This is a genomic window from Streptomyces sp. NBC_01214 (assembly GCF_026340975.1).
Taxonomy (GTDB): Bacteria; Actinomycetota; Actinomycetes; order Streptomycetales; family Streptomycetaceae; genus Streptomyces.
In genome coordinates this window covers 152176-164527 of record NZ_JAPEOS010000003.1, presented here as the reverse complement: position 1 = coordinate 164527, position 12352 = coordinate 152176, and the positions used below count along the sequence as shown (strand labels likewise).

Here is a 12352-nt window from a genome sequence, read left to right as displayed (position 1 = left end):
CCGGACGTGCGGCGGGGGCCCCGAGGCTGACGAACTGGGATTCGTGCCGGGCCGGACGCGGCGGGTGGCCGATCCGGACCCGGCGGATCAGCCCGTCCGGACCCGGCGGATCAGCCGAGCCGGCGCACCCGCTGGCTGGTCAGTTCGTACCGGGCTCCGACCACGGCCAGGTTCCCGGCCGCGATCTTGGCGGCGAGCTCGGGTTCCGCGGCGAGCCGTGCCCGCACCAGCCCTACGTTCGCGGTGATCGCGGCGTCGATCCGCGCGGCCTCGCGCAGCGTGCGGTCGATCGCCGGGCGGATCTGATCGACGAGGTACTGCATGTGGCCCGGCAGCGGGGCCCCGTCCTCGGCGGCCCGGACGGCCGCGGCGACCGCCCCGCACGACTGGTGGCCGAGGACGACGACCAGCGGGATGCCCAGTTCGAGTACTCCGTAGGCGATGCTGCCGAGCACCGCCTCGTCCAGGACCTCGCCCGCCGACCGTACGGTCAGCAGATCGCCCAGGCCCTGGTCGAAGACCAGCTCCGGGGGGACGCGGGAGTCGACGCAGCCGAGGACGACGGCGAAGGGGTGCTGGCCGCCGACCAGTGTCTGCCGCACGGTCCGCGTCTCGTCGGGGTGCCGCTCGTGCAGGGTCCGCCAGCGCGCGTTGCCCGTCTCCAGTTCCCGCAGCGCGGACGCGGGGGTGGCGGGCCGGGTCCGTCCGGGGCCCCCGGCGACGGGGGTGTCCGGGGTGCGGGGGGAACCGGCCACCAGGCCGGCCCCGAGGGCCACCGTGCCGGTCAGTACCACCCGGAGCAGCCGGCGCCGCGCCGGGCCGCCATGGTTTTCCACATGGGTGCTCATATCAGAACAAAATATGCACATCCGCCCCTGAAGGGTGGGTGCCGCTCTCAGGTGGGACCCTTCAGTGGGGCGTCAGCAGCCGTACGAGCACGGCGGCGAGCTGCTCGCGCACCCCTTCGTCGGTGATGACCCGGTCCGCGCCGACCGAGCCACGGTCCACCGGGACGCGTCCGCACGCCGACTCCACGATGTCCGCGCCGGTGTGGCCCGGTACCGCCCGCCGCGTGGCGGTCATGCAGTCGTCGGGGCGTTGTCGGTTGCTTCGGGGACGTAGCCGCAAAGCTGCGGTGCGCATTCGGCCTGGTGGTCTCGGCCCCATGAGGAGGTGTCTCGCTCGATGGAGCGGACGCGGTGGACGAGGCGCAGCTGGTCCTTCCGGAGCAATGTCGAGGGCAACGCCGTGAAGGTCTCCGGGAGTACGGCGACCATGCCGCCGACCTGCTCCCCGTTGCACATCCGCAGCAGCATGGTGCACTGCCACCCATCGATCACGCCGCCGCGAGCGTTCGGAGTACCGGGCCAGTAGTAGTGCGCCGGATCCGGGAGCAGATAGTGGACGCCGTCGGGGGCGAGATGGGCCCGGAACCACGATCCGCCACCACCCAGGCCGAGCCGAAGCCGTTGGGCCTCGTCGTTCACGGCGCAGACCGCTTCGGTGTCGAGGGCCTTGAGAACGTTCGCCACGTGCAGCCCTCGCCGATCTCCCGCCGAAGGCCGCCGGCGGCGAGGTAGTCGCAGATGAAGGCCGTCGCGCCGAAGAAGACCACAGGTCAAGAAGCTTGCTCCCCGTGCCTGCCGGGATGTTCCCTGTGTCGGGGTAGGGGAACTTCCCGGCCGGCCGGGGCCGCCGTCAGTTGAGGTTCGAGCGTGCGGCGGAGGTGTCGTCGAGGAAGCCTCCCGACTGGTGCTGCCACAGCTTCGCGTAGGCGCCCTCCGTGGCGAGCAACTCCTCGTGCGTGCCGCGTTCGACGATCTGTCCGCGGTCGAGGACGACGAGCTGGTCCATGGTCGCGACCGTACTCAGCCGGTGCGCCACCACGAGGGCCGTCCGGCCCTCCATGAGCCGCCACAGCGCCTCTTGGACGAGGATCTCGCTCTCCGAGTCAAGGGCGCTGGTCGCCTCGTCGAGCAGCAGGATCGGCGCGTCGCGCAGGATCGCCCGGGCGAGCGCGACGCGCTGGCGCTGTCCGCCGGAGAGCTTGACGCCGCGCTCGCCGACCATGGTGTCGAAGCCGTCGGGCAGGGCGTCGGTGAACTCCGTGACGTGCGCCGCCTCGGCCGCACGGCGGATCTCGGCCTCGGTGGCGTCCGGCCGGGCGAAGGCGATGTTGTCCCGCAGGGTGCGGTGGAACATCGCCGGGTCCTGCGGGACGTAGGCGATCAGGCTGCGCAGGTCGGCCTGGCGCAGGCGGGTGATGTCCTGGCCGCCGATCAGGATCCGGCCGGATTCGATGTCCGTCATCCGCATCAGCAGCCGGGTGAGCGTGGTCTTGCCGCCGCCGGACCGGCCGACGAGGCCGATCTTCGTCCCTGCGGGCACGTCCAGGTCGAGGCCGTCGAAGAGCGGCTTGCCGCCGCCGTGCGCGAAGGTGACCCGCTCGAAGCGGACGGCGGAGGACCCGGGCCGCAGCGGCTCGGGGGATGTCGGGTCGACTACGGTCGGGGGCGTGAGCAGCAGTTCGGTGAACTGTGCGGCCTCCGTCATCGAGCTCTCCAGCCGGCGGTAGATCTGGTTGAACTCGAACATGATCCGCGTCGCGCTGGCGTAGTAGGTGAAGGCGACGATGACCGCCTCCACTCCGTGTTCTCCCCCGCCGAGCGTGACGGCGAGCAGCAGGCCCAGCGCGTTGGTCAGTACGGACATCGGCGCGACCAGCGTGTCGATGCGCAGGTTGCCGTAGTCCCAGGAGCGCAGGGTGAGCCGGCGCGACTCCGCGACGCGCGAGCGGTGCTCGGCCGCCTCGCGTTCCTCGGCGGCGAAGGCCCGGACGGTGTCCATGTTCATCAGGCTGTCGGCGACGTGGCCCGACACCCGGGCGATGGCCTCCTCGCGCTGGGCGACGAGTCCTTGGCGGCGCCGGATCAGCGGCGCCACGCCCAGTGCCGTCACGGCGATCAGGATGAGGAGTCCGGCCACGAGCAGCGGGTCGTACTGCCACAGCACCACGGAGGCGAACACGAGCGGTACGAAGCTGCCCATCACCGAGAAGGTCAGGGTGTCGACGAACTCCTCGAAGCGGGAGGCGAAGCTGAGCACCCGTTTGGTCAGCGACCCGGCGAAGTTGTCGTGGAAGAACGCGGCGTCCTTGGCGAACAGTTCGTCCATGCCGACCACGTACAGGTGCTCGATGCCGCGGGCGTCGAGGCGGTTGAGGCAGTGCAGGCCGAGGCGCCACAGGGCCTCCGCGAGGAGCAGGACCCCGGCGAAGCCGAGGACGTACGGCAGCATCGCGTCGACGGTGGTGCTGCCACCCCCGGCGATGCGGCCGACGAGTTTGGCGACGATCAGCGGCGCGATGTAGTTGATGCCGATGTTGCCCAGCGCCGGGAGCAGCATCGCGGGTGCGGTCAGCCATCGAAGGCGGACCAACTCCCGTCCGTAGTAGCGAAGTGCGAGGATGACCGGGCCTTTGCCCGGTGGATTTTCGGGCGGTTCAGGCGTTCCCATTGCAACCCTGTGCTGTTGTGTGCGGGCGGTTTGCAGGAACTGGAAGTGTCCCGTGGCGGTGTCCGCGCGGTCCAAGGATTTTCCCGGATGGCGGTATCTCGTGCCCGTTCGTGCCCGGGAACGGCGGAGGGCCGTTCCGGAGCGCTCCGGAACGGCCCTTGTGGACCTTGCGCCGTGGTGTGCGGCTGCCGGTTACGGGACGGGCTGCTGCTGGGTGACGCAGTGGATCCCGCCGCCGCCGGTGCCGAGCCGGTCGATGTTGAGCTGTTCGATGGTGCGGCCGGGGTAGAGCCGGGCCAGGGTGGCCTTCGCCGCGGTGTCGGCGCGGGTGTCGCCGAAGTGGGCGCTGATGACGGCGCCGTTGCACAGGTAGTAGTTGGCGTAGGAGGCGAGGAAGTCCGGGTTGGAGGAGCGGATCTTGTTGTAGTCGGGGCCCTGGATCTGGTCGACCGTCATGCGAGTGCCGTTGGCGGCGGTGGACGCGGAGAGGATCTGGTACTGCTGGCGGGCGTCCTTGGCGTAGACGTCGTTGTCGGAGGCCAGGGGCATCTGGACGGCGGCGCGGCCGGGGGTGAGGAAGCGCGAGGTCGCGTCGACGTGGTCGTCGGTGATGTCCTGGCCCTTGACGCCGTCGAACCAGATGAGCTTGGAGGCGCCGTAGGCGGCGAGTACGGCGGCCTCGATCTGCGCCTCCGTCTTGTTGGGGTTGCGGTTCTTGTTCACCAGGCTGCTGCGGGTGGCCATCAGGGTGCCGGCGCCGTCCTGTTCGATCGCGCCGCCCTCGCCCACCAGCGCGGCGGCGGTGAAGGGGACCCCGACGTAGGAGGCGATCCGGCCGGCGACCAGGTTGTCCCGGGAGTGGGCCTGCTTCTTGCCCCAGCCGTTGAAGTTGAGGCCGACGGCGTCCAGGCCGCCGGATCCGTTGGTGCGGAAGACGGGTCCCGTGTCGCGCATCCAGCAGTCGTCGACGGGGATGGTGCTGATGACGGTGACGGTGGAGCCGCACATCGAGCGGGCCTTGGCCGCGCTGGCGGAGTTGGCGCAGAGGTAGACCGGCTCGTACTTGGCGATGGTCCGTGCGATGAGGGCGATGTCCTGCTGGACGCCGCCGAGCGTGTTGCCCCAGATCGAGGTGGAGTCCGGCCAGGCCATCCAGGTGCGGGTGTGCCGGACGTCCTCGATCGGCACGCGGAAGGCGCCCGCGGCCGCGGGGCGGATCGCGGCGGCGGCGCCGGCCCGCCCTTCGGTCGCGGCCAGGGCGGCCGCGGCGGCGGTGAGTCCCGCCGCCGCCAGGAACCTGCGCCTGCCCATGCCCATGCCCTCGCCCGCGGGCCGGTTCATTGCGTGATCGTTCATGTGGGGGTCCTCCGATGGCTCAACTCCCCGCGGGGACAGCGGGGTTGACCGGAAAGCTAAAACTGGCCAAGCGCTCGGTCAATAGTCTGGACGAGGTCGTTCCGGTGGATCGTGGAAAGCCCCAGGTCGCGGACCGAAGGCTGGTTAGAGTGACGCCATGGCAGCTGTCGCGAAGGACTCCGGGGGCCGGCCGGTCGCTCCCCCTGTAAGGGCCGGCCGGCCACGGGCCTCGGCGAAGGGCGAACAGACCCGCGCACGACTGATCGCCGCCGCGCGGACCCTGCTCGCGGGCGAGATGAGCGAGGGCTTCACCACCCGCAACGTCGCCGCACTGTCCGGCGTTTCGCACGGAATGTGCCACTACCACTTCCAGGACCGGACCGATCTCGTCCTGGCGGTCATCCAGGACATCCGTCCGGAATGGATCATCCCCCTGGAGGCGGCGGTGTCGGGCCCCGGCCCCTTCGCCGAGCGTGCCGAACGGGTCGTCCAGTTGCTCGGCCGTCCCGAGGGCGCCGAGCTCTCCCACCTCCATTCCGCCCTGCACTGGCAGGCGTTGAACGACGCCCGGGTCCGGGAGGGCCTGGAAGCCGAGTACCGGCGCTGGCGCGCCTGCTTCGTCGCCCTCTTCCAGGTCCTGGCCGACGAACGGGGCGGGGACCTGGACCCGCGCCCGCTGGGACTGGCCGTGGCGGCCGCCGTGGACGGCCTGGCGGCCATGGACTCCCTCGGCGCCGAGGGCGGTACGGGGCCGGTCCTGCGGACCTTGATCCGTACCCTCGCCGCGGGAGCCGCGGGAGCCTCCGGAGCCGCGGGAACTGCGGGAACCGCGGGAGCCGGATCCGGGCCGTGACCGGCCCCCGCTACAGCGCCCGGCGGGCGGCGGCGATCGCCTCCGGGTCCCACCCCGGGCGGGGCACCGACTCCAGGAGCAGCCGGGTGTAGGGGTGCTGGGGCGCGGCCAGCACCTCGGCCGTGGCGCCCGCCTCGACGATCCGGCCGTGGCGCATCACGACGATCTCGTCGGTGACGCACCGTACGACGCCCAGGTCGTGGGTGATGAAGAGGTACCCGATGCGGGTCTGCTCCCTGATGTCCGCGAGCAGGTTGAGGATCTGCGCCTGTACGGAGACGTCGAGCGCGGCGACCGCCTCGTCCAGGACGAGGACGGACGGCTCGACGGCCAGGGCCCGGGCGATGGCGACGCGCTGGCGCTGGCCGCCGGACAGCTGGCGCGGCAGGGCGTCGGCGGCCCGGGTGCCCAGCCCCACCTGATCGAGCAGCTCCCGTATCCGCCCGGCGTGGTCCCGGCCCGGGAAGTGCAGGCGCAGGGTCTCGCGCAGGGCGGCCTCGACGCTGGTCCGCGGATCGAGGGAGAGGTACGGGTCCTGGAAGACCATCTGGACCTCGCGGGCGCGGGCCAGGCGCCGCGCACGGCCGCGGCCCCCGCCCCGCGCGGTCCGGTTCCGGCCGCCGACCAGGACCTCGCCCTCGTCGGCGCGTTCCAGGCCGACGACGATCCGCGCGGTGGTGGTCTTGCCGGAGCCGGACTCCCCCACGATCCCCAGCGAGCCGCCCCCGGGGAGGACGAAGGACACGTCGTCCACGGCGCGCACGGCTCCGTAGGAGCGGCGCAGCCCCGTGACCTCCAGGACGTTGTCGGGAAGTCCGTTATCGGGCATCGACGGTGCTCCCTTCGAGCCGGTCGCTGTGGTGGCAGGCGGCCAGGTGTCCCGGCCGGCCCGGGGCGGCCACCGGCAGCGGGACCTGCTGGTCGCAGACCTCCGTGGCGAGCGGGCAGCGGGCGGCGAAGGCGCAGCCGTGGAGGGCCTGGCGCAGGTCCGGCGGCTGGCCGTCGATGGCGGAGAGCCGGCCGCGCGGGCCGTCCATCCGCGGGGTGGAGGCCAGCAGGGCGGCCGTGTACGGGTGCCGGGGCCGCGCGAAGAGGGCCTCGGCGGGCCCGCTCTCGGCGATCCGGCCGGCGTACATGACGTAGACGCGGTCGCTGATGGCCGCCGCGAGGTCGAGGTCGTGCGTGACGAACAGCAGGCCGGTGCCGAAGCGGGCGCGGAGCCCGGCGAGCAGGGAGATGACCTCGGCCTGGGAGGTGACGTCCAGCGCGGTGGTGGGTTCGTCGGCCAGCAGGAGGACGGGGTCCCCCATGAGGGCCGCCGCGATCACCACGCGCTGGAGCATGCCTCCGGAGACCTGGCCGGGGTACTTGCGCAGCACCGCCGCATCCAGGCCCACGGCCCCCAGCAGCTCGGTGGCGCGCGCGGTCGCCTCGGCCCGGCTCATGGCCCGGGTCAAGGTGGCGCTCTCGGTGAGGAAGTCCCCGATGCGGCGCAGTGGGTTGACGGCGGCCCGCGGGTCCTGGAAGACCATGGCCACGGCACTGGCGCGTACGGTGCGCAGCCGGTCGGCGTTCATGGTGAGGACGTCCTCGCCGCCGACCCGCACGGCTCCTTCGACGACGGCTCCGGGTGGCAGCAGGTTCAGCGCGCTGCGCGAGGTGAGGCTCTTGCCGGAGCCGGACTCGCCGACGAGGGCGACGGTCTCACCGGTGGAGACGGTGAGGTCGACGCCGTCGAGGACGGGCCGGGCGGTACCGGGGAGGGTGATCCGCAGCCCTTGGACGTCGAGGGTGGGCGTCGGTGACGTGGGGTGCGGCACGAGCGGCGGTTGCGGCGGTCGGGACGGCTTCATCGGGCCCTCCTGGCTATGCGGTCGGCCCAGCGTTCGCCGACCACGTTGAAGGCGACCACGGTCAGCACGATGAAGGCGCAGGGCAGGATCGCGGACAGCGGGTAGCCGTGCTGGATGGCGGTCTGGCCGTCGAAGACCATGCGGCCCCAGTCGGGGGTGAGGGCGGGTACGCCGAGCCCGAGGAAGGACAGTCCGGCCAGGTCCATCAGGGCGTAGCCGAAGTTGATGGTGGACTGGGCGAGGACGACGGGGGCGATGTTGGGCAGGATGTGGCGCAGGCAGATCTGTAGCGCCGAGTGGCCCTGGACCTGGTAGGCGCTGACGTACGGGCGGGCCCGTTCGGCCAGGACCAGGGACCGGGTGAGGCGGCTGACGTAGGGCAGGTAGGCCACGGCGAGGGCGAGGACCGGGGCCAGCAGCCCCTCTCCGTAGACCGAGATGATCAGGATGGCCAGCAGCATGCCGGGGAAGGCGAAGACCAGCTCGGTGCTGCGGGAGAGCACGGAGTCGATCCAGCCGCCCCGCCAGGCCGCGACCGTGCCGATGGCGATGCCGGCCACGGTGGAGAAGGCGACGACGCCGAGCGGTCCGAGCAGCGAGGTGCGGGCGCCGAGCAGCAGCCGGGAGAGGGTGTCGCGGCCGGCCGCGTCCACGCCGAGCGGGTGCGCGGCCGATGGTGCGGCCAGCGCGTTGCCGAGGTCGACGGCGTTTGGGTCGTGGGGTACGACCCAGGGTGCGAGCAGGGCGGCCAGGACGACGACGGCGACGAGCACCAGGCAGACCAGGTGGAGCGGGGAGCCGGCGGCTCGGATCCGGGAGACGCCGGGCCGGCGGGTCAGGACGGCGGTCATGCGGCGGCGCTCCTCGTTCCGAGGGTGACCCTGGGATCGACCAGGGGCAGCAGCAGGTCCACGATCAGGTTCACGATCATGAAGAGGGCGACGATGATCAGGGAGATCGCCTGGACGGTCGGGAAGTCCGCGGTGGTGGTGGACAGTTCGAGGAGCTGGCCGATGCCGCCGATGCTGAAGGCCGTCTCCACCAGGATGGTGCACACCAGCAGCGTGGAGACGATGAGGCCGCCGGTGGTCAGGACGGTGCCGAGCGAGTTGCGGAAGACGTGGCGCTTGATGACCTGGCGTTCGGGGACGCCCCGGCTGCGGGCGACGGTGACGTGGTCGCTGTCGAGGGCTTCGAGCATGGCGGAGCGGGTGACCCGGGCGAGCATGCCGATCAGGTAGAGCGCGAGGGCGATGGAGGGGAGCGTGAGGTGCCAGAGCATGTCGCCGAAGCCGCCGTCCCCCGCCCCGCTGCTGGGGAACCAGCCGAGGTTGACGGCGAAGAGGCCCTGGAGCAGGACCGCCGCGACGAAGGACGGGGTGCCGACGGCGAACGTCGTGGTGACGAGGATGGCGGAGTCGGTGGCCCCGCCGCGGACGGCGGCGATCCGGCCGAGGAACAGGCCGACGGCGACGACCACGACGAGCGACATCACGATGAGCATCAAGGTGGTGGGCAGGCGGTCCGCCAGCAGCCGCGAGACGTCGGTGCGGTAGGTGATCGACCGCCCGAAGTCGCCCTGCAGTACGTCGCCCAGCCACCGGAAGTACCGCACGAAGAAGGGGTCGTCCAGGTGGTACTGGGCGTTGATCGAGGCGAGGGCCTCCGGGGAGGCGGAGCGGCCGGCGAGCAGGAAGCTCGCCGGGTTGCCCGGTGCCAGGTACATGGCCCCGAAGACCACGAACGAGGCGGTCAGCAGGGTGGCGGCCATCTCCGCCACCCGCCGCAACGCGAATCTGACGAAACTCACTGCGCGGCCCCCACGTCGGCGGCCCACGGGTAGTACATGTACGAGATGGTGGTGGGGGCGCCGGTGATGCGCTTGTTCATGAACAGTGCGGTGGGCCACTCGGCGACCGGGATCCACAGCAGCTGTTCCGAGGCGTGGTGCTGGAGCTTCGCTTCGATGTCCATCCGCTGCTCGGTCGGGTAGACGGCGCTCGCCTCGTCGACGAGCTTGTCGTACCCGGGGTCGCTGTAGCCGGCGAAGTTCATGTAGGCGCCGGTCTTGAAGTTCTGCAGCAGGTCGAGCGGGTCGGTGATCGAGTCGTAGTAGGTGAGCGGGAACATGTCGATGCCCTCGCGCGCCTGCGGGTCGGTGAACAGCGCGGTGAAGGCGTTCGGGGCGATCGTCTTCAGCTGGACGTCCAGGCCGATCTGGGTGCCGGCCGCCTGGACGGCGGTGGCGAGGAGCGAGACGTCCTGGCCTATGGAGCTGGTGGCCACGGTCAGCGTCTTGCCGGTGGCGCCGGCCTCCTTGACCAGGGCCTTGGCCTTCTCGATGTCCTGGCCGGTGGGCGGCAGGCTGTCGAAGGCGGTCTTCAGGGTGCGCTCGGGAGCGGCGGCCCAGGCGGCGCGGGTGGTGAGGGAGTTGGTGACGGTGCCGGCCCCGCCGAGGCCGGCTTTGACGAAGCCGGAACGGTCCAGCGCCAGGGACAGCGCCCGGCGGACGCGGACGTCGCCGAGGGGGCCCTGCATGTTGGTGACGTTGACGTTGACCGTGCTCAGGCCCTCGCCGAAGTAGAGGGTGCCGGTGCCGCTGCTCCGCAGGCGGGCGTAGCTCTCGGTGGGGATCAGGTAGCCGCCGTCGGCCTCCCCGCTGAGCATGGCGTTCGTCCGGGCGGAGGGGTCGGTCAGGACGCGGAAGACGGCCTTCTTCGACTTGGCCTTGGTGCCCCAGTAGCCGTCGAAGCGCTCCAGTTCGATCGACTGGCCCTTGTTCCACGTACCGAGCTTGAAGGGGCCGCTGCAACCGAGGCCGCCCGTGGTGCCGTAGTCCTTGCCGGCCGCCTCGACGGCGGCCTTGGAGGCGACCGCGCCGGCGGCGGTGGCCATGTACTGGGGGAACTGCGAGTCGGGCTTGTTGAGCTTGACGGTGACCTGCAACGGGCCGCTCTTGGTGATCGAGGCGACGTTCTGGAACACCTGGGCCCAGGCGGCGGCGTTGTCGGGGTCCGTCTGGCGGCCGAGGCTGAAGACCACGTCGTCGGCGGTCATCTCCTTGCCGTCGTGGAAGCGGACGCCGGGGCGCAGGTCGTAGACCCAGGTGGTGGGGTCCGGGTTGGACGCCTTCTGGGCGAGACCGGGCTCCGTGGTGAGGCCCGGGGTCCAGCGCATCAGGCTCTCGCACACGTTGGACAGGACGGTGTTCTGCGGGTAGTCGAAGGCCACCGTGTAGTCGAGGGTGGGCGGTTCGGCGTAGACGGCCCAGGTGAAGGAGTCGATCTCGCCGCGGGCCTCGGGCGTGGAGGCCGACAGCTTGACGTCGGTGACACCGCCGGCGTTCTGCTTCGGCGGGCCGGAGCAGGCCGCGAGCAGGGAGATGGACGCCAGGGCGGCGGTCGCGGCCGCAGCCACGGGGCTGGGCCGGCCGCGCCGGCCGCGGAAGCGTCTGCCGGCGCGGGGCGGGGTGGTGGTCATCGTCGCGCTCTCTATTCCGTGAGGGATGCGGGGGGAGGAGCGGGCGGACCGCCGGAGCGGTCCGCCGGGAGCCGCCGGTTTCCCGGGTCAGACGGTGGTCCGCACTGCGGGGATCTGCTGGGTGATGCAGTGGACGCCGCCGCCGCCGAACGCGATGGCGAGCGCCCGTACCCCGACGACCTTGCGGCCCGGGTAGGCCGTGGCGATCACGGCGAGGGCTTCCTCGTCCTGGGGCACGCCGGCCACCGGGACGACGACGCCGCCGTTGGCTACGTAGTAGTTGAGGTACGACACCTCGATCTCACCGTCGGCCAGGTCGGCGAAGGCGGTCTGCGGCACCTCGATGATCTCCAGGCGGCGGCCGCGGGCGTCGGTGGTGGCCTCGAGCACGGCGCGGTTGGCGCGCATGCGGGCGTGGTCCGGGTGGTCCGGGTCGGAAGGCAGGGAGATGACGACCGTGCCCGGGGCGGCGAAGGCGCAGACGCCGTCGACGTGACCGTCGGTCTCGGTGTCGAGCAGGCCGCCGTACGGGAGCCAGATGACCTTGGTGACGCCGAGCCGGGCCTTGAGCTCGGCCTCGATCTGGTCGCGGTTCATGCCGGGGTTGCGGTTCGGGTGCAGGAGGCACTGCTCGGTGGTGATCAGCGTGCCCTCGCCGTCGACGGTGATGGCTCCGCCCTCGAGGATCATGCCGGAGGGGATGCGGTCGACCCCGAGGTGGTCCAGCAGCAGGCCGCTGATCCGGTCGTCGGCGTCGAACGGGTGGTGCTTGCGGCCCCAGGCGTTGAAGCGGAAGTCCACTCCGGCGCGGTTGCCGTTGCCGTTGCCGTCGAGGACGAAGAGGGGGGCGCAGTCGCGGAACCAGGAGTCGTCGAGCGGCAGCTCGATGACGGTGACGCCGTCGCCGCACAGGGTACGGGCGTCCTCGCCGAAGCCGGGCGGGGCCACCATCGTCACGGGCTCGAACGCGGCGATGGCGCGGGCGACGTTCGCGTACTCCTCCTTCACGTCGCTGAGCACGCTGCCCCACAGGTCCTCGCGGGTGGGCCAGGCCATCAGACAGCCGTCGTGCTGGGACCACTCGGCGGGCATACGGAATTCGGTCATCAGATGTCTCATTTCTTGCGTGGGTGGAGTCTTCCACTCGACTGAAAATTCAGTCAAGAGCGAAGGGGTGGGGCAGGGCGGGAGCGCGGGATGACTGGAGGAAGCGACGAGAGGAGCCCGATGCCGCACGTGCCGCGCAGGGCGACCCGGCGGCGGCGCGGCCGACGAAGGCGGCCGCGAGGTCAGC

12 protein-coding genes are annotated in these 12352 nt (G+C 71.6%); 1 reads left to right on the top strand and 11 read right to left on the bottom strand.

The window, feature by feature from the left end; translation table 11 throughout:
- Positions 1 to 110 precede the first annotated feature (110 nt).
- The 5 genes from OG594_RS37170 to OG594_RS37150 form a co-directional block, all read right to left on the bottom strand.
- Positions 111 to 848 (bottom strand): carbonic anhydrase, encoded by a 738-nt coding sequence (locus tag OG594_RS37170; protein WP_266606806.1) that lies wholly within the window; start codon positions 846 to 848, stop codon positions 111 to 113.
- Between the two features lie 61 nt (positions 849 to 909).
- Positions 910 to 1083: a hypothetical protein gene (locus tag OG594_RS37165; RefSeq protein ID WP_266606805.1), complete on the bottom strand. Its 174-nt coding sequence runs from the start codon at positions 1081 to 1083 to the stop codon at positions 910 to 912.
- Positions 1080 to 1532 (bottom strand): hypothetical protein, encoded by a 453-nt coding sequence (locus tag OG594_RS37160; RefSeq protein WP_266606804.1) that lies wholly within the window; start codon positions 1530 to 1532, stop codon positions 1080 to 1082. The genes OG594_RS37165 and OG594_RS37160 overlap by 4 nt, the downstream gene beginning before the upstream one ends.
- 166 nt (positions 1533 to 1698) lie before the next feature.
- Entirely contained in the window at positions 1699 to 3516 is a 1818-nt protein-coding gene (locus tag OG594_RS37155) for an ABC transporter ATP-binding protein (protein ID WP_266606803.1), read from the bottom strand.
- Between the two features lie 192 nt (positions 3517 to 3708).
- The gene (locus OG594_RS37150) at positions 3709 to 4872 is read right to left on the bottom strand and encodes an agmatine/peptidylarginine deiminase (protein ID WP_266606802.1); all 1164 of its coding nucleotides are present in this window, start codon (positions 4870 to 4872) and stop codon (positions 3709 to 3711) included.
- Between the two features lie 157 nt (positions 4873 to 5029).
- Here OG594_RS37150 and OG594_RS37145 point away from each other — a divergent pair, with 157 nt between their 5' ends.
- Entirely contained in the window at positions 5030 to 5725 is a 696-nt protein-coding gene (locus OG594_RS37145; RefSeq protein ID WP_266606801.1) for a TetR/AcrR family transcriptional regulator, read from the top strand.
- Between the two features lie 10 nt (positions 5726 to 5735).
- On the opposite strand, the gene OG594_RS37140 is transcribed toward OG594_RS37145, so the two are convergent.
- The 6 genes from OG594_RS37140 to OG594_RS37115 all read right to left on the bottom strand — a co-directional run bounded on the left by OG594_RS37140 (position 5736) and on the right by OG594_RS37115 (position 12165).
- Positions 5736 to 6554, bottom strand: a complete 819-nt coding sequence (locus tag OG594_RS37140; protein WP_266606800.1) for an ABC transporter ATP-binding protein — start codon at positions 6552 to 6554, stop codon at positions 5736 to 5738.
- Entirely contained in the window at positions 6544 to 7578 is a 1035-nt protein-coding gene (locus OG594_RS37135; protein ID WP_266606799.1) for an ABC transporter ATP-binding protein, read from the bottom strand. Before OG594_RS37135 ends, OG594_RS37140 begins: the two co-directional genes overlap by 11 nt.
- Positions 7575 to 8429, bottom strand: coding sequence for an ABC transporter permease (locus OG594_RS37130; RefSeq protein ID WP_266606798.1), 855 nt, complete (start codon positions 8427 to 8429; stop codon positions 7575 to 7577). Before OG594_RS37130 ends, OG594_RS37135 begins: the two co-directional genes overlap by 4 nt.
- Positions 8426 to 9388, bottom strand: a complete 963-nt coding sequence (locus OG594_RS37125; RefSeq protein WP_266606797.1) for an ABC transporter permease — start codon at positions 9386 to 9388, stop codon at positions 8426 to 8428. The genes OG594_RS37130 and OG594_RS37125 overlap by 4 nt, the downstream gene beginning before the upstream one ends.
- A complete protein-coding gene (locus OG594_RS37120) occupies positions 9385 to 11058 on the bottom strand; it encodes an ABC transporter substrate-binding protein (RefSeq protein WP_266606796.1) in 1674 nt (557 codons plus the stop codon). The genes OG594_RS37125 and OG594_RS37120 overlap by 4 nt, the downstream gene beginning before the upstream one ends.
- A gap of 87 nt (positions 11059 to 11145) precedes the next feature.
- Positions 11146 to 12165 (bottom strand): agmatine/peptidylarginine deiminase, encoded by a 1020-nt coding sequence (locus tag OG594_RS37115; protein ID WP_266606795.1) that lies wholly within the window; start codon positions 12163 to 12165, stop codon positions 11146 to 11148.
- Positions 12166 to 12352 lie beyond the last annotated feature (187 nt).

What these genes read in the sequence shown, in the direction of transcription:
- OG594_RS37120 (WP_266606796.1), bottom strand. Translation starts at nt 11,058, where the DNA reads ATGACCACCACCCCGCCCCGCGCCGGCAGACGCTTCCGCGGCCGGCGC.
- OG594_RS37140 (WP_266606800.1), bottom strand. Translation starts at nt 6,554, where the DNA reads ATGCCCGATAACGGACTTCCCGACAACGTCCTGGAGGTCACGGGGCTG.
- OG594_RS37155 (WP_266606803.1), bottom strand. Translation starts at nt 3,516, where the DNA reads ATGGGAACGCCTGAACCGCCCGAAAATCCACCGGGCAAAGGCCCGGTC.
- OG594_RS37135 (WP_266606799.1), bottom strand. Translation starts at nt 7,578, where the DNA reads ATGAAGCCGTCCCGACCGCCGCAACCGCCGCTCGTGCCGCACCCCACG.
- OG594_RS37150 (WP_266606802.1), bottom strand. Translation starts at nt 4,872, where the DNA reads ATGAACGATCACGCAATGAACCGGCCCGCGGGCGAGGGCATGGGCATG.
- OG594_RS37145 (WP_266606801.1), top strand. Translation starts at nt 5,030, where the DNA reads ATGGCAGCTGTCGCGAAGGACTCCGGGGGCCGGCCGGTCGCTCCCCCT.
- OG594_RS37130 (WP_266606798.1), bottom strand. Translation starts at nt 8,429, where the DNA reads ATGACCGCCGTCCTGACCCGCCGGCCCGGCGTCTCCCGGATCCGAGCC.
- OG594_RS37170 (WP_266606806.1), bottom strand. Translation starts at nt 848, where the DNA reads ATGAGCACCCATGTGGAAAACCATGGCGGCCCGGCGCGGCGCCGGCTG.
- OG594_RS37165 (WP_266606805.1), bottom strand. Translation starts at nt 1,083, where the DNA reads ATGACCGCCACGCGGCGGGCGGTACCGGGCCACACCGGCGCGGACATC.
- OG594_RS37115 (WP_266606795.1), bottom strand. Translation starts at nt 12,165, where the DNA reads ATGACCGAATTCCGTATGCCCGCCGAGTGGTCCCAGCACGACGGCTGT.